The sequence below is a fragment of the Pseudomonas fluorescens genome (assembly GCF_902497775.2).
Lineage (GTDB): Bacteria > Pseudomonadota > Gammaproteobacteria > Pseudomonadales > Pseudomonadaceae > Aquipseudomonas > Aquipseudomonas putida_F.
This window is the reverse complement of the sequence record NZ_OZ024668.1, coordinates 5,033,125-5,054,535: the sequence shown is the minus strand read 5'-3', so window position 1 is coordinate 5,054,535 and position 21,411 is coordinate 5,033,125. Positions and strand designations below refer to the sequence as shown.

13 protein-coding genes are annotated in these 21,411 nt (G+C 60.8%); 4 read left to right on the top strand and 9 right to left on the bottom strand.

Annotated elements, in window-relative coordinates:
- Positions 1-11 precede the first annotated feature (11 nt).
- From F8N82_RS23250 to betI, 4 genes are all read right to left on the bottom strand, one after another.
- Positions 12-1,754 (bottom strand): potassium/proton antiporter, encoded by a 1,743-nt coding sequence (locus F8N82_RS23250; protein WP_038997603.1) that lies wholly within the window; start codon positions 1,752-1,754, stop codon positions 12-14.
- A 226-nt stretch (positions 1,755-1,980) separates the two neighbouring features.
- Positions 1,981-3,678: a choline dehydrogenase gene (betA, locus tag F8N82_RS23245; protein WP_038997602.1), complete on the bottom strand. Its 1,698-nt coding sequence runs from the start codon at positions 3,676-3,678 to the stop codon at positions 1,981-1,983.
- Between the two features lie 81 nt (positions 3,679-3,759).
- A complete protein-coding gene (gene betB / locus F8N82_RS23240) occupies positions 3,760-5,232 on the bottom strand; it encodes a betaine-aldehyde dehydrogenase (protein WP_038997601.1) in 1,473 nt (490 codons plus the stop codon).
- 31 nt (positions 5,233-5,263) lie between these two features.
- Entirely contained in the window at positions 5,264-5,929 is a 666-nt protein-coding gene (betI, locus tag F8N82_RS23235; protein ID WP_038997600.1) for a transcriptional regulator BetI, read from the bottom strand.
- A 422-nt stretch (positions 5,930-6,351) separates the two neighbouring features.
- On the opposite strand from betI, the gene betT reads away from it, so the two are divergent.
- Positions 6,352-8,355 (top strand): choline BCCT transporter BetT, encoded by a 2,004-nt coding sequence (betT, locus tag F8N82_RS23230; protein WP_038997599.1) that lies wholly within the window; start codon positions 6,352-6,354, stop codon positions 8,353-8,355.
- Between the two features lie 63 nt (positions 8,356-8,418).
- On the opposite strand, the gene F8N82_RS23225 is transcribed toward betT, so the two are convergent.
- Positions 8,419-9,822, bottom strand: a complete 1,404-nt coding sequence (locus F8N82_RS23225) for a trypsin-like serine peptidase (RefSeq protein WP_157771876.1) — start codon at positions 9,820-9,822, stop codon at positions 8,419-8,421.
- A gap of 190 nt (positions 9,823-10,012) precedes the next feature.
- Here F8N82_RS23225 and F8N82_RS23220 point away from each other — a divergent pair, with 190 nt between their 5' ends.
- Positions 10,013-10,753, top strand: a complete 741-nt coding sequence (locus F8N82_RS23220) for a substrate-binding periplasmic protein (protein ID WP_038997597.1) — start codon at positions 10,013-10,015, stop codon at positions 10,751-10,753.
- Positions 10,754-10,830: 77 nt separating this feature from the next.
- Positions 10,831-15,582 carry a DUF6543 domain-containing protein gene (locus tag F8N82_RS23215; protein WP_038997596.1) on the top strand — a complete coding sequence of 1,584 codons (4,752 nt, stop codon included), beginning with the start codon at positions 10,831-10,833 and terminating at the stop codon, positions 15,580-15,582.
- A gap of 8 nt (positions 15,583-15,590) precedes the next feature.
- On the opposite strand, the gene F8N82_RS23210 is transcribed toward F8N82_RS23215, so the two are convergent.
- From F8N82_RS23210 to gpmI, 4 genes are all read right to left on the bottom strand, one after another.
- On the bottom strand, positions 15,591-16,376 hold the full coding sequence (locus tag F8N82_RS23210) for a divergent polysaccharide deacetylase family protein (RefSeq protein WP_038997595.1): 786 nt from the start codon (positions 16,374-16,376) through the stop codon (positions 15,591-15,593).
- A 9-nt stretch (positions 16,377-16,385) separates the two neighbouring features.
- Positions 16,386-17,714: a S41 family peptidase gene (locus F8N82_RS23205; protein ID WP_038997594.1), complete on the bottom strand. Its 1,329-nt coding sequence runs from the start codon at positions 17,712-17,714 to the stop codon at positions 16,386-16,388.
- Between the two features lie 88 nt (positions 17,715-17,802).
- The gene (locus F8N82_RS23200; protein WP_038997593.1) at positions 17,803-19,089 is read right to left on the bottom strand and encodes a murein hydrolase activator EnvC family protein; all 1,287 of its coding nucleotides are present in this window, start codon (positions 19,087-19,089) and stop codon (positions 17,803-17,805) included.
- 152 nt (positions 19,090-19,241) lie between these two features.
- Positions 19,242-20,777: a 2,3-bisphosphoglycerate-independent phosphoglycerate mutase gene (gene gpmI, locus F8N82_RS23195; RefSeq protein ID WP_038997592.1), complete on the bottom strand. Its 1,536-nt coding sequence runs from the start codon at positions 20,775-20,777 to the stop codon at positions 19,242-19,244.
- Positions 20,778-20,994: 217 nt separating this feature from the next.
- Here gpmI and F8N82_RS23190 point away from each other — a divergent pair, with 217 nt between their 5' ends.
- Positions 20,995-21,411, top strand: a complete 417-nt coding sequence (locus F8N82_RS23190) for a rhodanese-like domain-containing protein (RefSeq protein WP_038997591.1) — start codon at positions 20,995-20,997, stop codon at positions 21,409-21,411.

The following is a 21,411-nucleotide window of genomic DNA, read 5'->3' as shown; positions in this document are numbered from 1 at the left end:
AAGAACGGAGTTTAAAGGAACAACCCAGGGCCGGGTCGAGTACCTTCGGGGAATTTGACGCCCACTTTGAGGATCTTGTTCCCTTCCATCACTGCAACCGTCCACAAGGTGCTGTTCCATTCGATCTGGTCGCCGACCACTGGCGCGCCGCCAACCTTCTGTGCGATGAAGCGGCTGAGCGGCATATGCGGGTCCTGGCCGTCGAGCTTCAAACCGTACAACGCCGCCACAGCCCCCAGTTCTGCGTCACCTTCGAGTACGAAGTCACCAAAGAAACGCAGGTCCAGGCCACGCTGCGGCGCCTGGCTGAACAGCTTGCCGAGGGCCGGCAGGTTGTGTTCGTGGCCGATCACGCAGAGCAGGTCGCCGACTTCCAGGGTGGTACTTCCCGACGGATGGAGCAGTTGCTGGCCGCGAAACAGCGCCGCGATACGGGTGCCTTCGGGCATTTTCAGTTCCCGCAGGGCGGCGCCGATGCACCATTTTTCTGCGCCCAGGCGGTAGACGAACAGCTCCCACTCGCTGGTGATGTGCACTTCCAGGGCTGAACGGGAGATGGGGGCAGGGTCTGGCGGTACCGTCACTTTCAGCAGCTTGGCCACCCACGGCAGGCTGGTGCCTTGCACCAACAGTGAGACCAGGACGATGAAGAACGCCAGGTTGAAGAACAACTGGGCATCGGGAAGGCCAGCCATCAACGGGAACACGGCGAGAATGATCGGTACCGCGCCGCGCAGGCCGACCCAGGAAATAAAGGCTTTTTCGCGGCCATGGAAGGCCTTGAACGGCAGCAGGGCGGCGATCACCGACAGCGGTCGGGCGAAGACGATCATCCACAGCGCCAGGCCCAGCGCCGGCAGGGCGATGGGTAGCAGGTCGTGCGGCGTGACCAGCAGGCCGAGAACCAGGAACATGCCGATCTGTGCCAGCCAGGCCATGCCATCGAGCATGTGCAGGATACCGTGGCGGCTGCGGATCGGCCGGTTGCCCAGCACCAGGCCGCACAGGTACACGGCGAGAAAGCCGCTGCCGTGCAGGGCGTTGGTCAGCGAGAACACCACCAGGCCGCCAGCCACCACCAGGATCGGGTACAGGCCGCCGGCCAGGTTGATGCGATTGACCAGTTGCAGCAGCAACCAACCGCCACCCAGGCCCAGCAGGCCGCCGATGCCGAATTCGCGCAGCAGGTGCGTGAGCAGGCTCCAGTGCAGGCCGGTCTGGCCGCTGGCGATCATGTCGATCAGGGTCACGGTGAGGAACACCGCCATTGGGTCGTTGCTGCCCGATTCGATCTCCAGGGTTGCCGTCACCCGCTCGTTCAGGCCCTTGCCGCCGAGCAGCGAGAACACCGCCGCAGCATCGGTGGAGCCAACGATGGCGCCGATCAGCAGGCCCTGGATCAGGCTCAGGTCGAACAGCCAGGCGGCGACCATGCCGGTCAGGCCGGTGGTGATCAGCACCCCGACCGTGGCCAGCGACAGCGCCGGCCACAGGGCCACGCGGAAACTCGCCACCCGCGTGCGCAGGCCGCCGTCGAGGAGGATCACCGCCAGTGCCAGGTTGCCCACCAGGTAGGCGGTCGGGTAGTTGTTGAAGATGATGCCGCCACCGTCGACCCCGGCGATCATGCCGACCGCGAGGATGATGACCAGGATCGGGATGCCCAGGCGTGATGACAGTGAGCTGACCAGAATACTTGCACCCACCAGCAATGCGCCGATCAAGAACAGGCTATTGATGGTGGACGCATCCAAAGGCAGTACTCCGGGGAAAAGCAGGAAGGAGGGGCAGTTTGCTTTGAATTTCAAGCAGGTCGCGTGCCAAGGATTCTAACCTGAGGGGTTGGCGGGCTGTAAAGGGTTAATCGCGGGTACAAAAAAGACACTCCCTGGAGTGCCTTATTGTGTTGCCTTTTGCGGGCCTCATCGCGGGGCAAGCCCGCTCCCACAGGTAGGAGCGGGCTTGCCCCGCGAAAAAAGCTTAGGCCTGCTTGACCTCACGCATCGCCTTGCCTTTGACCGGCGTGCCATTGGCGACGTAGTACTTGGCGGTGCTGCGCGGCAGCGACTGGCGGTTGCGGATCTTGTCGGCGATTTTCTCGGCGATCATGATCGTGGTGGCATTGAGGTTGCCGGTGATGATGATCGGCATGATCGAGGCATCAACTACACGCAGACCTTGCATGCCATGCACGCGGCCCTGGCCGTCGACCACGGCCATGTCGTCGTCGCCCATCTTGCACGAGCAGGATGGGTGGAAGGCGGTTTCGGCGTGTTCGCGGATGAACTTGTCCAGTTCCTCGTCAGTCTGCACGTCGGCGCCCGGGCTGATTTCGCGGCCACGGTAGGCGTCCAGCGCAGGCTGGGCCATGATTTCGCGGGTCAGGCGGATGCCGTCACGGAACTCCTGCCAGTCCTGCTCGGTAGCCATGTAGTTGAACAGGATGCTTGGGTGCTGGCGCGGGTCTTTGGACTTGAGCTGGATACGGCCGCGGCTAGGCGAGCGCATCGAACCCATGTGGGCCTGGAAGCCGTGTTCCTGTACGCCGTTGCTGCCGTTGTAGTTGATCGCCACCGGCAGGAAGTGGTACTGGATGTTCGGCCATTCGAACTCTTCGCGAGTACGGATGAAGCCACCGGCTTCGAACTGGTTGCTGGCGCCGATACCGGTACCCTTGAACAGCCATTCGGCACCGATGGCCGGCTGGTTGTACCAGAGCAGCGACGGGTACAGCGACACTGGCTGGGTGCACGCGTACTGCAGGTACAGCTCAAGGTGGTCCTGCAGGTTCTCGCCAACGCCCGGCAGGTCGTGAACCACCGGCACGTTGAGGCTTTCCAGCAGGGCGCGTGGGCCAACGCCGGAGCGTTGCAGCAGTTGCGGCGAAGCGATGGCGCCGGAGCAGACGATCACTTCCTTGCGCGCGCGGGCTTCGACGCGCTCTTCGCTGGCGCCGACCAGGTAGCTCACGCCAACAGCGCGCTTGCCGTCGAACAGCACGCGATCGCTCAGGGCGTGGGTGACGATGGTCAGGGTCGAACGCTTCTTGGCGATGTCCAGGTAGCCGCGGGCGGTACTGGAGCGACGGCCTTTAGGCGTTACGGTACGGTCCATCGGACCGAAACCTTCCTGCTGGTAGCCGTTCAGGTCTTCGGTACGCGGGTAACCGGCTTGCACGCCGGCTTCGACCATGGCGTGGAACAGCGGGTTGTTGCCGGCTTTGGGCGTGGTCACGCTGACCGGGCCTTCACCGCCGTGGTAATCGTTGGCGCCGATGTCGCGGGTTTCCGCCTTGCGGAAATACGGCAGGCAGTCCAGGTAGCTCCAGTCTTCCAGGCCTGGCAGTTTGGCCCAGCCGTCGAAGTCCATGGCGTTGCCACGGATATAGCACATACCGTTGATCAGCGACGAGCCACCCAGGCCCTTGCCGCGACCGCATTCCATCCGGCGGCCGTCCATGTGCGGCTCCGGGTCGGTCTCGTAGGCCCAGTTGTAGCGACGGCCTTGCAGCGGGAAGGCCAGCGCGGCTGGCATCTGGGTGCGGAAGTCCATGCGGTAGTCAGGACCACCGGCTTCCAGCAGCAGGACAGTAACGCCTTCGTCTTCGGTCAGGCGGGTCGCCAGGGTGTTACCGGCAGAGCCGGCACCGACGATGATGTAATCGAATTCATGGGACATGTTCTGTTCCCTCATTGGCAGTAGGCAGGAAAAGCGGGGAGCGCCCGGGCCTTGCGGTCCGGGCGCGGCTACAAGGGGGGCTTAGAACACCGAGTTGTAGTTGCCCAGCTCGACCTGTACCGACTTGATGCGAGTGTACTGAGCCAGCGAGCTCACGCCGTTTTCACGGCCGACACCGGATTGCTTGTAACCGCCGACCGGCATTTCGGCTGGCGACTCGCCCCAGGCGTTGATCCAGCAGATACCGGCTTCCAGCTGGTGGATGATGCGGTGGGCGCGGCTGATGTCGTTGGTGCACACGCCAGCGGCCAGGCCGTACTCGGTGTCGTTGGCACGGCGGATGACTTCTTCCTCGGTCTCGTAGGAGAGGATGCTCATCACTGGGCCGAAGATTTCTTCCTTGACGATGGTCATGTCGTCACGGCAGTCGGTGAACACAGTCGGAGCCACGAACGCGCCCTTGGCGAATTCGCCTTCGGTCAGACGCTCGCCGCCGCACAGAACGCGTGCGCCTTCTTCCTTGCCCTTGGCGATGTAGCCCAGCACGCTTTCCAGGTGAGCGAAGCTGACCAGCGGGCCGAAGTTGGTGTTTTCGTCTTCAGGGTTGCCAACGCGGATGCGGGCAACGCGCTCGGCGATCTTGGCTTCGAAAGCCGCTTTCATCGAGGCAGGGACAAATACGCGGGTACCGTTGGTGCAGACCTGACCCGAGCTGTAGAAGTTGGCCATCATGGCGATGTCGGCGGCGCGATCGAGGTCGGCGTCTTCGCAGATGATCAGCGGCGACTTGCCGCCCAGTTCCATGGTGACTTCCTTGAGCGTCGAGCTCGAGGCGCTGGCCATGACCTTCTTGCCGGTGGTGGTGCCGCCGGTGAAGGAGATTTTCTCGATGCGCGGATGCTCGGTCAGCCAGGTGCCGACTTCGCGGCCGCTGCCGGTCAGGACGTTGAACACGCCGTCCGGCAGGCCGGCTTCGGTGTAGATCTCGGCCAGTTTCAGGGTGGTCAGCGAGGTGACTTCGCTCGGCTTGAAGATCATCGCGTTACCGGCCGCCAGGGCAGGTGCGGATTTCCACAGGGCGATCTGGATCGGGTAGTTCCAGGCGCCGATACCGACGGTCACGCCCAGCGGCTCGCGGCGGGTGTAGACGAACGAGCTGTCGCGCAGCGGGATCTGCTCGCCTTCGATGGCCGGTACCAGGCCTGCGTAGTATTCCAGCACGTCGGCGCCGGTGACGATATCGACGTAGCGGGTTTCGGAGTAGGACTTGCCGGTATCCAGGGTTTCCAGGGCAGCCAGCTCATCGTTGCGTTCGCGCAGGATATCGACAGCGCGGCGCAGGATGCGCGAACGCTGCATGGCGGTCATCGCAGCCCAGACTTTCTGGCCACGTTCGGCGCTTTCTACAGCGCGCTCGACGTCGGCTTCGGTAGCGCGTTGCACCTGGGCGAGGACTTCGCCGTTGGCCGGGTTGATGGCGTCGAAGGTAGCGTCGCTGGAAGCGTCGACATAACCACCATCAATGTAGAGTTTTTGCAGTTCGAAACGGGCCATAGTGTCCTCGCAAGTGCATATGTGTGTTTGGCTATCCGTGCAGCGCTCCTGCTTGTTTGGCAATCGCGGCGCGCGGTGGTTCAGAGGCCTGGTTTTGCATGTCCGGGCTCGTCTGTTTCGCCAGTTGTAGATCCATGTATTCGTAAGCGATTTGTTTCGCCTGGTCGGTGTCGAAAGCGTCTCCGGACAGCGCTCCGCGCAGCCACAGACCGTCGATCAACGCTGCCAGTCCCCGGGCCGCGGTGCGTGCCTCAGGCAACGGCAGGACGCGGCGGAACTGGCAGCACAGGTTGGAATACAAGCGGTGATCGTTGATCCGCTGCAACCTGTGCAAAGACGGCTGGTGCATGCTGGAGGCCCAGAAGGCCAACCAGGTTTTCATTGCCGGGCCGTTGACCTGGCTGGCGTCGAAGTTGCCTTCGATGATCACCTGCAGGTGGGCACGCGGGCTGTTGTCCTTGAGCGCCTGCCGGTTGGCGACGACGTTCTCGCTCAGCACGCTCATCAAGTACCGCATGGTCGCTGCGATCAGGCCGTTCTTGTCCTGAAAGTAGTGACTGATGATGCCATTCGACACACCGGCCAAACGGGCGATCAGCGCAATGCTGGCGTCACCCATGCCGACCTGGTCGATGGCCAGCAATGTGGCTTCGATCAACTGCTGACGGCGGATGGGTTGCATACCGACCTTGGGCATCTTGCAAATCTCCTCAGGCCTGCGAGCAGTCGACGAGCGGCTGCCTCGGCGAAGGCCAGTCTATTTTGTTTTGATTGAACGTTCAATCAACAAAGAATAAGCTCTGCGACAATCTGTGCAATTGACAGGTTTTTCCTACCTGCTATTTGCCCAAATTGGCACCCCAAAAAGACGTGTAACCCCCGGAATACAAGGTGTTGACGGGTGTAAACGGCGCGTTGAACAGATCTGCCGAGCGGTCTAGCACCGCGCGGCCAACCCTCGGGACGGGGTTTTCGGCCTGTTTTTTTCAACGCAATCGATTCGGGATCACGGTTTTTTCAAGGTGCTTTTATAACACCTGGAGCAGTGGGGCTATTGCACCATTTGCTCGGGTAACGGTTGTTTCGTGTTTCTCTCGCACTGCCCGGAGCATATGTGCAATGAGTTCTGCCTCCCTAATCAAGACCCCTGCCGAGAGGGTCCGGGTCAATAGCGTGGTGTTCTTCACCTCGACGTTGCTGATCCTGTTGTTGACTGCCTTGCTGATCGCAGTTCCCGAAACCGCCGGCCGCGTGCTGAACGAGGCCCAGGCCTGGTTGTCGCGCAGCTTCGGCTGGTACTACATGCTGGTGATCGGCGGCTACCTGCTGTTCGTCATCGTTTTGGCCTTCTCCAATTTCGGCAAGCTCAAGCTTGGCGGCAAGGATGACAAGCCGGACTTCAGCTACGGTGCCTGGGCCGGGATGCTGTTCTCCTCCGGTATCGGTATCTCGCTGCTGTACTTTGGCGCGTCCGAGCCGCTGGATCACTACTTCAATCCGCCTGAAGGCGCACCGGCCAGCCTGCAATCGGCCCGTGAAGGCCTGCAACTGACCTTCTTGCACTGGGGCCTGCATGGCTGGGCGATCTATGCCCTGGTCGGCCTGGCCGTGGCCTACTTCGCCTACCGCCATAACCAGCCGCTGGCCCTGCGCTCGGCGCTGTACCCGCTGGTCGGTGAGCGTTGGGTCAAGGGGGCCGCGGGGCACACTGTCGACATCTTCGGCATGTTCGTGACCCTGCTGGGCCTGGTGACCAACCTGGGTATCGGTTCGATGCAGGTGTCTTCGGGCCTGGAGTACCTGTTCGGCATGGAGCACAGCAATACCAACCTGCTGATCGTGATCCTGGTGATGAGCACTGTGGCGACCATCGCCGCTGTCTCGGGTGTGGAGAACGGCATCCGTCGCCTGTCCAACCTGAACATCATCCTGTTCAGCGGCCTGCTGCTGTTCGTCCTGCTCAATGGCCCGACCCTGCACCTGCTCAACAGCTTCGTGCAGAACATCGGCGACTACCTCAACGGTATGGTGCTGAAGACGTTCGACCTGTACGTCTATGAAGGCGACAACGCCAAGTCCGAGCGCTGGTTGGGCCTGTGGACCGTGTTCTACTGGGCCTGGTGGATTTCCTGGGGCCCGTTCGTCGGCATGTTCATTGCCCGCATCTCCCGCGGTCGTACCGTGCGCGAGCTGGTCGCCGGCGTACTGCTGATCCCGCTGGGCTTCACCCTGGCCTGGCTGTCGATCTTCGGCAACTCGGCACTGGATCTGGTGATGAACCAGGGCGCGGTGGAGCTGGGACGAACGGCGGTGGAGCAGCCGGCAATGTCGATCTACCAGCTGCTTGAGCACTATCCGTTCGCCAAGATCGTTGTCGGTGTCGCGATCTTCGTTGGCTTCGTGCTGTTCCTGACCCCGGCCGACTCCGGTGCGGTGATGATGGCCAACCTGTCGTGCAAAGGCGGTCATGTCGACGAAGATGCGCCAAACTGGTTGCGTATCCTCTGGTCGGCAATTATCACGGTAGTCACTATCGGCTTGCTATTGGCCGGTAACTTCCAAGCCATGCAAACCATGGTGGTGCTGGCGGGGCTGCCGTTCTCGGTGGTGCTGGTGCTGTTCATGTTCGGCCTGTACAAGGCCATGAAACAGGACAGCCAGGTCGAGCAGGAGCAGGCTGAACTGGCTGCCCGTGGCCGTCGCGGTTTCAGCGAGCGCCTGAGCCAGCTGGACCTGCAGCCGACCCAGGCGATCGTTCAGCGCTTCATGGATAAACGCGTCAGCCCGGCGCTCAAGGAAGCAGCCGAACAGCTGCAGACCCTGGGCTTCCAGGTGCAGACCCGGGTCGGCCAGTCGCGTTCGGCCATGGGCCTGCGCATCGACATGGAAGAAGGCAATCCGTTCGTCTATGAAGTGAGCCTGGACGGCTACCTGGCCGCGCCGAGCGAGGCACCGGTGGAAGGTGAGTCGGAAGTGCGCCAGCGCTTCTACCGCGCCGAGGTGTACCTGCACAACGGCAGCCAGGAGTACGACCTGATGGGCTTTACGCCGGAGCAAATCACCCGTGATGTGCTCGATCAGTTCGAAAGTCACCGCCAGTTGCTGGGGCGTGTCTATAGCTGATAACGGCTGATGGACCCGAAGGGCTCTGTTCGCAAGGACAGGGCCCTTTTTTGTGGGCGCCGCTCAGCCGGCTGCGCGGGATGTCAGCAGGTCGGTGCGCACCGGCGAGCGCTGCTTGATGACGTCTTGCGAATAGGTACAGAGCTTCAGCGGTAGTTTGTCTACCTTGAACACGATACTGCGGTCCGCGCGGAAGGTTGTATAGCCACGTTCATCGGTGCAATCGGTGCTGGCAAGCGGGCCGCGTTTTGTCCGGTAGCTGTGCAGGTGGGGCGGGGCCAGGGTCCAGGTGACTTTGATATCACCGGAGTTGCGGGATTCGATCAGAACGTCAGGATCTGGTACGGGAGCTTGCTCGAACAACTCTACGGCGACGCTCAGGCTGTTACCCATCAACGCGTGAGAGGGTCGTTGCTCCGCTGACTGAACGCCGACAATACATAAGAAATGTCGTCCGGGCTCCGGACCAAGAACATCATCGATCTTGGCGCCAGGCCCTGGTAGGGCTTCGCTGTAGCTAACCGGGTTTTCGCACTGCAGTGCATCCCGGGTGGTCTTGTAACGGTACATCGGTTTGTCGATCACGAACTCATAATTCCAGGTGGGCAATTGCGGGCTGCCGTCTGCGGTTGTCGCAGTCTTGTTTACCGTCAGGAACGTGTGGGCCTGTTGCTGTTCAAGGGCGAAACCGGGGAGCAGGTTGCAGCCATCCAGAGTCAGGTCCGCTCGTCCGCCCCGGCCGCAGCGGAACAGGCGGTCAATTGCCAGGCCATAGTTTTGCATTTCAGATGCGGGTGCAGCGGCTGATCCGAAGGACGTGCTGTTTATCAAGCCGACGATATTGTTGTTGGTCCGGTTGATGATAGGGCTGCCAGAGGCACCTTCAGCTATCCCGGCGCACTGGTTGCTCAGGGCATTGCGCCACACCCAGGCCTGCTCTACAACAACGTCAGCCCTGTGCAAGGTGCAAGTGCTCAAACGCAGGCCAAGGCCGGGGGTGCTGGGATCGCCAACCACCAGGACCGGGCTGCCAATGGGCGGCGGGCTGTTTATTCTCAGCGGCACGATGCCCGTGTCCATGACTGCCTTGAGCGTTGAGTCGAGTTCCAGCAGGGCAAGGTCAATACCCTGGATGCTGCTCCAGATCAGGCGCTTGAGTGCAAAGGTCTGGCGCTGCCCGGCGGTATCGGTGAAATAGTTGAAGGCAATGTTGCCGGTCAGTGGCAGGTCATGAGCAATCACGCCATTTTTCGCACCGATGCAATGCCCGTTGGTGATGACGTATGCCGGCCCGCTGTTGTCCAGCCATGGGTCACGGGTATCGATCAGTGTGGCGATGCACTGCTTGCTCGCCTCGAGCCTGCCGATACCGCTCCAGTGGGCGTTTTCCTTGTTGGCGTTGTTCAGGGGGGTGGGGCCTGCCTGGGTTGCCAGGCCCTGGCCATAATCTGCAGCGGTTGCCTGCAAGGCTAAACAGGCCAGTGCGGTAGCCAGGTAGTGACGGGGAAACGTGCGCATGGTGAACCTCCTTGTGTATGCCTGCGCAAGTGTTCACAAGGCGCGGCATCGCCGCGTGGTACATAGATAGTGAGTACCGTGCTGGACAGTCACTGCTGGCCCCGGCACTCTTGGCGTTGCCAAGGAGCCCGGTGCCATCATGTTCAAGCGTCTTGTCCTGTTGCTGTGCAGCTGCCTTTCGTTCAGCCATCTGGCCCGTGCGAGCGAGCCTGTGGTGCTGCTCACCGAAAACTTCCCACCCTACAACATGGCCATCAGCGGCAAGAGCTTTGCCCGCGACGATGGCATCAATGGCATTGCCGCCGACCTGGTACGCGAGATGTTCAAGCGTGCGGGGGTGCCTTACAGCATGACCCTGCGTTTCCCCTGGCAGCGGATCTACGAGCAGGCTCTGCAAACCCCCGGCTACGGCGTTTTTGTCATGGCGCGCCAGCCCGAGCGGGAAAAACTGTTCAAGTGGGTCGGGCCGCTGGGGCCGGATGACTGGATTTTACTGGCTCCGCAGGGTAGCCCGATTGCCGTGGCCAGCCTGCAGGACGCCAAGCGTTATCGTATCGGGGCTTATAAAGGTGATGCGATTGCCGAATACCTGGCCAGGCAAGGTTTGAACCCGGTGCTGGTACTGCGCGACCGCGACAACGCGAAAAAGCTGATAAACGGTGAAATCGACCTGTGGGCCAGCGGCGACCCGGCCGGGCGCTACCTGGCGCGCCAGGTGGGGGTGAGCAACCTCAGGACGGTGTTGCGCTTCCATGGCGCCGAGCTGTACCTGGCGCTCAACCGTGCAGTGCCGGACGAGGTGGTTAACAAGCTGCAACAAGCGCTGGAGCAGATGCGCAGCGACGGCTTTGTCGAGGCGACTTTCGCCCGTTACTTGTAAAAGGCCTTAATTAAGTACCGCAGGCCGGTACATGCACATGGTTATCGTCAGGGGCCAACAATCCTGAGATAACGGCAATGAACACTTCCCTGGGCTCTTATCAGCACGCTGTCAGCCTGGCCTTTGCATCGCGGCCTACCTTGCGCGAAACGATACACAAAGCGCTAGCGCAAATTGTCGCGGACCAGTATCCACAAGTTGATGCAAGTTACCCTGAGCTGCGCACGGCACCGGAGCTGTATCTCTGGCTTCGAGAGGCGCAGGCGCCGAACAACTGGACAGCTCAGCCATTGGCTGAAGTGTTCCTCGAGAAACTTGTTTCGCACACCAGTTTCGATTTCACCGGGCTGCCGATGAGCGACTGCTTTCTAAGCTTGAGCTCAATTCCCCGGCGAATTTACGACCGTGACCCGGTCAGCGGCTTGAGCCAGCTGATGGACCTGACGTTGGTTACCGACGCGTTCAACCAGTTGTTGTCGAATTTCCATCCTTACCTGCAACAGGCTCAACTCGACTACTGGAACCAAGCTGCAAATCAAGGTGCCACACGTCTGCAGGGTTTTTGCCAGATACTCAAGGCAGCCTTGGCCAGCGACGTTGAAGTTCAAGGGTTGGACGAGGATCAGCGAGACTGCCTCTACGCCATGTTGTCCGCTACCACTGGTGTGGCCCGAGGGGATGCGACCCGTGTGCCGCGGGTATTCATTGTGGACGTCACGGTGGCTTCTTCGGGGCAAACCTACCAGCAGTTGCTCCCGTATCTGTTGGTGACGCGGACCTTGCTGGGTAAAACGGTGGTACTGCTGTGCAATCCATCGGGACACATCGATGCCTTTGACTCGCTAGAGAGCATGGCGAAGGGGGTGCGGGATAGCCTGGCGCGTAGGTTCAGGTTTGATTCATTTTCCTGGGATCGCTACCAGATCACCGATGATGTGTTTGCCGTGCAAGGGGCGGTGGTGCTCAACGGTATGCTTGAATCCCTGGTGCCAGTGAGTGAGCGTCGATTTGCCACGGTGCCGGACCTGGAGCTGGGGTATGCAGCACTCACTGATCCTTCAAACGCACTGAGTAGCCAACCTGTCTGGCGCTCCGCACCAAGGCCGGTTGACGTGACATTGCCGCAGTGGCTTGCGGATGCATCGTTAGCGGACCGTCTGGAATACCGGGCCCGCTTGCTTGATTTGCAGATTGCGCAGGCGCGATCCAAGGGTAAATCTTCAATGGATGACCTGCTCGACCTGCGGGCCTACACGCGCAAGGCCCTGCTTGACTTGATGCGTCTCGATCACCTGGCAGACGCCAACTATGACGCTGACGATCTGATCCTTGAGTTCTGGGTTGCACGTGGCGTTCCGGGAACTTCGTCAGGGGCGGTGGAAATCCAGCGGATCTCCTTGACCGAATTTGCAATCGGCAATCTGAGTTCAGTGCACCAGGGGGAGCTCAAGTACATCACGCACAAGACTGACCAGCAGATCTGGTCTTGGTTGACCGAGGCTTATCTCAAGGCCCTGGTGCAGCGTGCGGATATCGGCCGTACCTATCCCGACTATGTGAGCAAAAAGCTCCTGGACCCAGGCAGCAAGGCCGAGCGGGTGGAACGGTTTGGTGCAGAGTTCGCCAGTCAGCTGCCATTGATCGCGCTTAAAGCCAAGATCGACGGTGACCTCACGCAAGCGGGCTATCAGCGCGTTCTAGGGTTCTTTCAAGGCAGTGCAAATACTGAGCAAGCGCAAAGCCTGCTGGCGCCTTTGGCATTCAAGCGCGAGGCTGATGCCAGCGAGGTAGACCTGGTGACCAACATGTTTGTCTTTCTACCGGGCCAGGCGTCAGGGGTAGTGGTGTTGTTTCGGCCGTTTGAGGCGAGTAAACCCTTGCAGGAGTTTGCCAGCCAGACGGCGTTGCACAGCGCAGTGGTCAACGATGACAGCCTCAATGCCAGCATCCTGTCGTGGATGAGCTCAGAGGCGCAAACTGTATATGGCAATGGGGGGTTCAAAGAGCCCCATCTGCCTCGACCCATCCTCGACACGCAAACCTGGCCTACGCCGGTCAGCCCCGTGCATCTTGACCTGCAGAGCTGGCGATCGGGTATTGATGCCCACCTGTACATGACCCATACGCAGATGCTGGTGGATCTGGCAAAGCGCGACACAGTGTCCAACGCGCAAAGTCGTTGGGCCATTTTGGTTGAAGGCGGGAGCCTGATGGTCAATCTGTTGTTCGGGCTGGCTGCGCCGTTTCTGCGCGGGCCGGCAGCGGTACTGGCCTGGCTGCTCCAGGGCGCACAGACGCTGAACAGCGATTTGCGCGCGCTCGCCAACGGCAATCAGTTTGAAAAATCGCAAGCGGTGGTGGACCTTCTGCTCAACCTTGCGATGGTGTTGTTGCATGGCAGCCTGCAGAACGCTCAAGTCCCGGCTAAAACACAGGGGCAGCTTCCCGTGTATGGCCCGCCCCGTCGAATGCTGCCTGTCTCTGCCAACGTGGCTGTCAAGGAAGGCAAGGTATACCTGCCCAATGAACTGAGTCAGAAGTCCGAGTTCACACTGGACTTTGCCTGGTACGGCGCACAGGGGCTGAACAGGCTTGGTGCCTCGCAGCGTCAAGCCTTGGCGGCCATGCGCTCTAACGTCTCGCTGGCCGGCATTGTTCCACTAAGGCAGGGGGCATTTCGCGGTCTTTACCAGGTCGCAGAGGAGTATTACACGTTACTCGACAACCATGCGTTCAAGGTCCGGGCAGACGCAGAGGGAATCAGAGTAGTCGATCCATCCGGTGGTCAGGGCCCTCGGCTGCAGGCTGTGAATGGCCAGTGGCACTTGGCGGGCCTGCAGCTCGCGGGGGGAGCGCCCAAATCGCAGGTGGAGCTACTGAAAAAAGCCAATAAAAAAAAGTTGGTAGCCATGCAACATGAAATAGACGGCATTAACGCGCAATACAACGATTTTGCCCTGCAGATGAGAAGCCGTTGGGGTGACCTCGAAACGCAGAACAAGGCGCTGGAAAGATTGACTCAATTGCGTGACGGTTTTGTCGAAAGGCAAGAGATCAGTGCGGATCCAGAGCCGCTAACAGCACTGATCCTGCAGACCAGTGAGAAGATTGCGACGCAGACCACCGCGACGGATGCCGCCAGGCAAGCGGTGATCGCAGGCTTGGAGGAAAGTATTGCTCGGGATGAGGCGGTGGAGAAGCTGTACATGAGGATGTCCGCTCCGGAATTTTTCCGAATCCGGGCTGAAAGCTCCCAGATTGAAAGCACCTTCAAAACGCAGCGAGGTATAGTCCGTAGAAACCTGATTTTTAATCTTTCCAAGTTGAATGAGCAGTTGTTCGACTCGGTCGATTTCAACGAGTTGGCTGAGCGGGCAAAACACATCAAGAAATTGCCCATCACAAATGATGAAGTCGTCCAGTATCAGCGCTACCGGACAGCACTGGCTAGATCCGTAGATGTGCAGGAACAGATGGTGCGCCGGCGGGAACAGCTGGATACACTGTTGATCGATACGTGGGGAAACAACAATATCGCTTTCGAGTTAAGGGACAATACAGTCCAGTACATTTTCGAGATACGCACCACTTCCACGTTGAAAATGCGGATTGGATATATCGAGGATCTGGCCGAACTTGCCCTTGAGCGCACGGGGGGCGCTGATGAAGAAACCTTGGAGTCATTCAAGGGTTACTTGAGCAACAAGGACATTAGCAGTGCGAGTAGTACCCATAATGAATTGACGATCGGTACGTTCACCTTGACGGAAACCATCGACGGTTTTCAGACCGCGCAGGCAGAGTACGCCAATGCCTTGACCATGGTTGACTATCTTGAGCGCTTTGGCGGTGTTGCGGTAAACCAGGCCACACTGAGTCGCTACAAGGTGGAGCTGGGTCTGGTTAAAACTCAGGCCGAACACAAACTGGCCGCGGCGATCAAGGAAAGTGAATGGGCGTCGGCGCCGTTGTTCAAGCCCCTGCCCTACAAAGCGCGGCCAGGTACGCGGCGGGTAGTGCGCACTGGTGACGGCAAGACTCTGATTGGCGAGCAATCGGAGCTTGATGGTGAGGAGGTGGTTCGCCAGCATGATCCAGTCTCCAATGCAGTGTTGAGTACCTATCACCAGCATGGCGATAGGTGGGTAGAGGTGGTCGAAGCCAAACCTGAGGCCCGTCCGCTTTCCGTCACATCGAGTCAATTGATCGCGGCGCGACAAAGCGCTCGACAGTTAACGACTGAAATCGAACCCGTGCTGACATTGGCCAGGCGTTACATTGCCTCGAATGAACCGCGTAATCTGGCTTTCGTCATTGAGCGTCATATTGAGAAGCTGCAATCGGCTAGCAGCACCCTGGAGCGTTCCGCAGCGACATTACCCCTTGCCGACAGTCAGTTGATCGAGACCATCGAGGAAGGCATCCTACGCTTGACCAATGTCAAGCGTGACTTGCTGGTGAACCTGCATCTGACGACGAGTCGCCCAACGGCAGAAAGCCTTGCCTACCTGTACCAGGAACGGAAGATCACCATCAACAGAAGCCTGGAGCGAAGAAAGTTGGGGGACAACGATTACCTGGATATTTACCAGGTCAGGGGCGTACAAGGCACAGGCAAGGAAGATGGCTTGTGGGAGGTGCACCTGCACTATCGCGCGGCAAACGATGACCGTCGGCAATTCCAGAAAGGGCATATAAAAATCTGGTCAGAGCGCAAGCTGGGCAGGGAGGCCCAACTGCACGCCGCTTTGACCGAGCAACGATTCCTGGAAATCTACCGGGGTGACGTTCAATTGGCACAAGTCGCAAGGGTGCTGCCCTTCGATTAATGGCAGCTTTATGGGTGTGTGCGAGCAGGGGTGTAGAGGCCCTGCTTGCCATGCGCTGGCATGGCGCGGTTGCTGCGCTCGGCGATCATCTGGTGAATCTCTATCCATTCGATACCTTGGGCCTTGAGCCTGGGCAGTTCGCGCTCAAGCACTTCCAGGGTCTGTGGATACGGATGGCCGATCAGTACCGCCGTGCCCTGCTTGCGCGCCAGGGCGATGCCCTGTTGCAGTTGGCCGGCGATGGCTTCGGTGGTGCGCACGTCATCGAGAAAAACATCCCGCGACACGCTGGCCAGGCTGATGTTCTGCGCGGATTTGGCGGCTACCGTGGCGGCGCTGGTGCGGCTGTCGACGAAGAACAGGCCGCGGCGCTGCAGTTCGCCCATCAACCAGGCCATGGCCGCGGGCTCGGCGGTCATGCGGCTGCCCATGTGGTTGTTGATGCCGGCGGCGTAGGGGACTTTGTCGAGCGCCGCGTTGAGCCGGCGCTCCAGCTCCGGCAGTGGCGTGCCGGGATGCCAGGCGTAAGGGCCGGTGGCCGGGTCCATGGGCATGTGCAGGATCACCGTCTTGCCGGCGCGATGGGCTTGGCGGGCGAAGTCGGTGGCATGGGGTGTGTCGGGCATGATCGCCAGGGTCACCGGGCCGGGCAGGGCCAGGGTGCGTGAGTCACGCGCAGGGTTCTGTCCCAAGTCGTCGATGATCAGTGTCAGGTACGCCTTGCCCGTTTGAGCCGGCGCCGCCAGGGCGACGCCGCTCATCAGGTACAACAGGGCCAACAGCAGGTAACGCATCAACTGGCCTTATTTACCCTGGGTGATGCTCAGGCCCTTGAGCAGGCTCAGAGCCTGGCTGAGCTGGTAATCATCATCCTGTGGGCGTGGCTTGGCACTGGCGCCTTTGCCCGATGGCCGGTCGGCGCCGCCGTTGCCGTTGCCCAGGTGGCCTTGCAGGTCGGCTTCCTTGAAGTTTTCGCCGTCCTGCTCGGCGGTGATCTTGGCGCGGCGCACCTCGATGTCCGGGACGATGCCCTGGGCCTGGATCGAGCGGCCGTTGGGGGTGAAGTACAGCGCGGTGGTGATCTTCAGCGCGCGGTCGTTGTTCAGCGGCAATACGGTTTGCACCGAGCCTTTGCCGAAGCTGTCGGTGCCCATCAACACGCCGCGTTTCTGGTCTTGCAAGGCGCCGGCGACAATTTCTGAAGCCGAGGCGCTGCCGCCGTTGATCAGCACTACCAATGGCACGCCTTCGCTGGCGTCGGCCGGGTCGGCAGAGAAGCGCAGCTCGGAGTTGGCGATACGGCCCTTGGTATAGACAATCAGGCCTTTGGTCAGGAAGTGGTCGGCCACTTCCACGGCCGATTGCAGCACGCCGCCCGGGTTGTTGCGCAGGTCCAGGACCAGGCCGCGCATTTTCTTGCCGTTGTCCTTGCGCAGCTTGGCCAGGGCCTTGCCGACTTCTTCGCCGGTCTTGACCTGGAACTGGGTGATGCGGATGTAGCCGTAGCCGTCTTCGAGCATCTGGCTCTTGACGCTCTTGACCTGGATGACCGCGCGCGCAAGGGTGACATCGAACGGGTTGCCGCCGTCGCGCACCAGGGTCAGGGTGATTTTCTCGCCGACTTTGCCGCGCATCTTGTCGACCGCTTCGGTCATGGTCTGGCCGCGGGTCGGCTGGCCGTTGATCTTGACGATCAGGTCGCCAGCTTCGATGCCAGCGCGCGAGGCCGGGGTCTCGTCGATCGGTGAGACCACCTTGATGAAGCCGTCTTCCATGCCCACTTCGATGCCCAGGCCGCCGAACTCGCCGCTGGTGCTCTCTTGCAGCTCGAGGAAATCTTCCGGGCCGAGGTAGGCGGAGTGCGGATCAAGGTTGCTGAGCATGCCCTTGATGGCGTTTTCCAGCAGGGTCTTGTCGTCTACCGGTTCGACATAGGCGGCCTTGATGCGGTCCATGACCTCGGCGAAGGTGCGCAGCTCTTCCAGCGGCAACGGTGCCTTGGCCGAGGGTGCCGAGACCGTCGTCGCTGGAATCGCGGCGGGCTTGGCCGGCTCGGCCGCGCGGGCCAGGGACGCGCCGAGGACCATGGCGATGGTCAGGGCCAGCGAGGTGAGGCGAGGCGATTGCAGCATGTCGAACGAACTCCTGATCCTGGTAGCGCTCCGTAGAGCATCGGCGCAGCCCGAAGTTGCGCTACGCCGTCAAATAGGGGGTGTTGCCTTATCCCTGGGCACGGCACCATTGTGTGGGGTCGCTGGGGCGGCCCTGCTGGCGGATGGCGAAATACAGCCCCGAGCTGTCCTGGCCGCCGCTGTCGCCGACGGTGGAGATGGCCTCACCGGCCTTGACCACATCGCCGGCGCTCTTGAGCAGGCTCTGGTTATGGCCGTACAGGCTCAGGTAACCATTACCATGGTCGAGAATGACCAGAAGTCCAGCGCCGCGCAACCAGTCGGCAAACACTACCCGGCCGCCATGCACGGCGCGCACCTGGCTGCCCGGTGAGGCACTGATCATCACCCCGTCCCACTTGGCCCGCGAGTCATCGCCACGGGTTTCGCCAAAGCGTGCCAGCAATCGACCATTGACGGGCCATGGAAGTTTTCCCCGGGCGGCAGAAAAAGCCCCGCCGAAGGTTTCGCCATTGTTGGAAACCAGCGGGCCGGGAAGGCTCTTGGGCTTCTTCGGCGCGTCGCTGTTGTTGGCGGCCAGGGCTTCACGCTGGCGTTGCTTTTCCGCTTCCTGGGCAGCGAGCAGGGCCTTTTGCCGCGCTTCTTCGGCTTCACGGGCCTGGCGGGCGAGGGTTTCCTCGATGGTCTTGAGCACCTTGCTCAGGTCAGCCTGGTCCTGCTCACGGGCTTGCAGCTTCTGGTCGCGGGCCTTGACGTCCTTGTTGAGCTTGGCCAGTACTTCTTTACGCTCGGTGCGGACTTTTTCCAGCTCCTGGCGCTGCGAGTCGAGGGTGCCTTGCTGGGTCAGCAACTGGGCTTGCTGCAGGCTGATGTCCTTCTCGACATTGGCCAATTGGCGCAAGGTCTCGTTGAAATTGCGCAACTGGGTCAGGCGGGCCTGGCTCAGGTAATCGTAATAGGTCAGGGTGCGGGCGAATTTTTCCGGATTCTGCTGGTTGAGCAGCAGTTTCAGGTATTCCTCGCGGCCATTCTGATAGGCCGATCGGGCCTGGATGGCGATCAGTCGTTGCTGCTCAATGCGGGCGCTCTGGAGTTTTTTTTTCTCGGTATCAAGGCGCTCCAGTTCGCCTTCCGTCTTTTTTAGTTCGTGTTGCAGGGCCTCCACCTGCTTCTCCAGCTTGCCGATGTCGGTTTCGGTTGAGCGCAGGTCTTTCTGCACGCCGGATTTTTCTTCCTGCAACTTGCCAAGCATCTTTTTCAGCTCGGCAATGTCCTGGCGCGTGGCGTCCAGTTGTTGCTGGGTTTGCGCGCGCTCATCGGCAAAAGCCGGGCTGAGCAGGCAAGACAGGGCGAGTACGATCAGGGCGCGAAACATGGGGTGGGCGGCACCAGGCATAGAGACTGGCCTAGTATGCCCGCCATGGCCTGCAAAAAAAACGGCTTTAGCGGCAAGCGGCAAGCTACAAGCGGCAAGAAAAGTGGGCGAATGGGCTCTTTCTTGCGGCTTGCAGCTTGTCGCTAGCGGCTTTAGCCGTCGATCAGAATCGACGAGCCGGTCATTTCTGCCGGTTTTTCCAGGCCCAGCAGCTGGAGCATGGTTGGCGCCACGTCGGCCAGTACGCCGCCTTGGCGCACCTTCACGTTACGCTTGCCGACATAGATGAACGGTACCGGCTCGGTGGTATGCGCGGTATGCGCCTGGCCGGTGCATTCGTCTTCCATTTGCTCGACGTTGCCGTGGTCGGCAGTGATCAGCGCTTCGCCGCCGACCTTGTCCAGCGCCTCGACAATGCGCCCGACACACAGGTCCAGCGCCTCGACGGCCTTGACTGCGGCCTCGAACACGCCGCTGTGGCCGACCATGTCGCCGTTGGCGTAGTTGACCACGATCACGTCGTAGCGCTGCTGCTCGATGGCTTCGACGATGCGGTCGGTGACTTCCGGCGCGCTCATTTCCGGCTGCAGGTCATAGGTGGCGACCTTCGGCGACGGGATGAGGATGCGCTCTTCGCCTTCGAACGGCTCTTCGCGGCCGCCAGAGAAGAAGAACGTGACGTGGGCGTATTTCTCGGTTTCGGCGATGCGCAACTGGGTCTTGCCGTTTTTCGCCAGGTACTCGCCGAGCACGTTGTTCAGGCTGCCCGGGGCAAAGGCGGCCGGGGCCGGGATTTTTGCCGAGTACTGGGTCAGGCCGATGTAAGCGGCCAGTTTTGGCAGGCGTGCACGGGCGAACTCGTTGAACTGCGGCTCGACGAACACCCGCGACAGCTCGCGGGCGCGGTCGGCGCGGAAGTTCATGAAGATCACCGCGTCGCCGTCTTCGACCTTGACCGCCTCGCCAATGCGCGTGGCTTTGACGAATTCGTCGCTCTCGTCACGGGCGTAGGCCGCTTCCAGGCCGGCCTGGGCGGTGTCGGCGCTGAATTCGGCGCTGCTGTCGACGATCAGGTTGTAGGCAGCCGATACGCGGTCCCAGCGGTTGTCGCGGTCCATGGCGTAGTAACGGCCGATCAGGCTGGCGATACGGCCCTTGCCGAGCCTGGCGAAGGTGGCGTCGAGCAGCTCGATCGATGACTGCGCGCTTTTTGGCGGGGTATCGCGGCCGTCGAGGAAGGCGTGCAGGTAGATTTTCTCGGCACCGCGCTTGGCGGCAAGCTCGGCCATGGCCACCAGATGGTCCTGGTGGCTGTGTACGCCACCATCGGAGAGCAGGCCAAGGATGTGCACGGCCTTGCCGGCACCGACGGCCTTGTCGACCGCGTCACACAGCACCGGGTTGTCGAAGAACTCGCCGTCCTTGATCGCCTTGGTCACCCGGGTGAAGTCCTGGTACACCACGCGGCCAGCGCCGAGGTTCATGTGACCGACCTCGGAGTTGCCCATTTGCCCGTCCGGCAGGCCGACATCCATGCCGGAGCCGGAGATCAAGCCGTGCGGCTGGGTGGCGCGCAGTCGATCGTAGACCGGCGTGTTGGCCGAATAGATGGCGTTGTATTCGTGGCTTTCGCTGTGACCGAAACCATCCAGGATGATCAGGACCAAGGGTTTTGGCGTGCTCGTCATCAATCCCACACTCACGGTTGTTCAGATGATAAAGACACGCATTTTAGGGCAAATTGGCCACGAATGACGAATTAACCTTGCAGACCCGGCGGCGCGGGCCGACGGGCTGTAGCCCGGCAATGAGAATTACTGTCGATAACCCTGCCCTGCGGGCTTTGGCCGACCTTGGGGGCTGTGTATACTGGCCAACATTTTTAATGGCCTGGAACACCCTCCGATGGTTGCTCACCTGATTGAATTCGCAACAAATCACTATCTGCTGGTCGGTATCTTCGTCGTTCTGCTGATTCTGCTGATCGTTACCGAGGCACGTAAAGGCGGCCGCAGCCTGAGCACTGGCGAACTGACCGCGCTGGTCAATGCCGACAAAGGCCTGGTGATCGACATTCGTTCGAGCAAGGACTACGCCGCCGGCCATATCGTTGGCGCCGTGAACATTCCCCAGGACAAGGTCGCCGCGCGCATCGGCGAGCTGGAAAAGCACAAGGCCAACAAGACCCTGATCATCGTCGACGCCATGGGCCAGCACGCTGGCACCACCGCTCGCGAACTGCTCAAGGCCGGCTTCACCGCTGCCAAACTGTCGGGCGGCGTGTCGAGCTGGAAGGCTGATAACCTGCCGCTGGTGAAGTGA

What these genes read in the sequence shown, in the direction of transcription:
- betA (WP_038997602.1), bottom strand. Translation starts at nt 3,678, where the DNA reads ATGTCCCATGAATTCGATTACATCATCGTCGGTGCCGGCTCTGCCGGT.
- betB (WP_038997601.1), bottom strand. Translation starts at nt 5,232, where the DNA reads ATGGCCCGTTTCGAACTGCAAAAACTCTACATTGATGGTGGTTATGTC.
- betI (WP_038997600.1), bottom strand. Translation starts at nt 5,929, where the DNA reads ATGCCCAAGGTCGGTATGCAACCCATCCGCCGTCAGCAGTTGATCGAA.
- betT (WP_038997599.1), top strand. Translation starts at nt 6,352, where the DNA reads ATGAGTTCTGCCTCCCTAATCAAGACCCCTGCCGAGAGGGTCCGGGTC.
- F8N82_RS23220 (WP_038997597.1), top strand. Translation starts at nt 10,013, where the DNA reads ATGTTCAAGCGTCTTGTCCTGTTGCTGTGCAGCTGCCTTTCGTTCAGC.
- F8N82_RS23215 (WP_038997596.1), top strand. Translation starts at nt 10,831, where the DNA reads ATGAACACTTCCCTGGGCTCTTATCAGCACGCTGTCAGCCTGGCCTTT.
- F8N82_RS23210 (WP_038997595.1), bottom strand. Translation starts at nt 16,376, where the DNA reads ATGCGTTACCTGCTGTTGGCCCTGTTGTACCTGATGAGCGGCGTCGCC.
- F8N82_RS23205 (WP_038997594.1), bottom strand. Translation starts at nt 17,714, where the DNA reads ATGCTGCAATCGCCTCGCCTCACCTCGCTGGCCCTGACCATCGCCATG.
- F8N82_RS23200 (WP_038997593.1), bottom strand. Translation starts at nt 19,089, where the DNA reads ATGTTTCGCGCCCTGATCGTACTCGCCCTGTCTTGCCTGCTCAGCCCG.
- gpmI (WP_038997592.1), bottom strand. Translation starts at nt 20,777, where the DNA reads ATGACGAGCACGCCAAAACCCTTGGTCCTGATCATCCTGGATGGTTTC.
- F8N82_RS23190 (WP_038997591.1), top strand. Translation starts at nt 20,995, where the DNA reads ATGGTTGCTCACCTGATTGAATTCGCAACAAATCACTATCTGCTGGTC.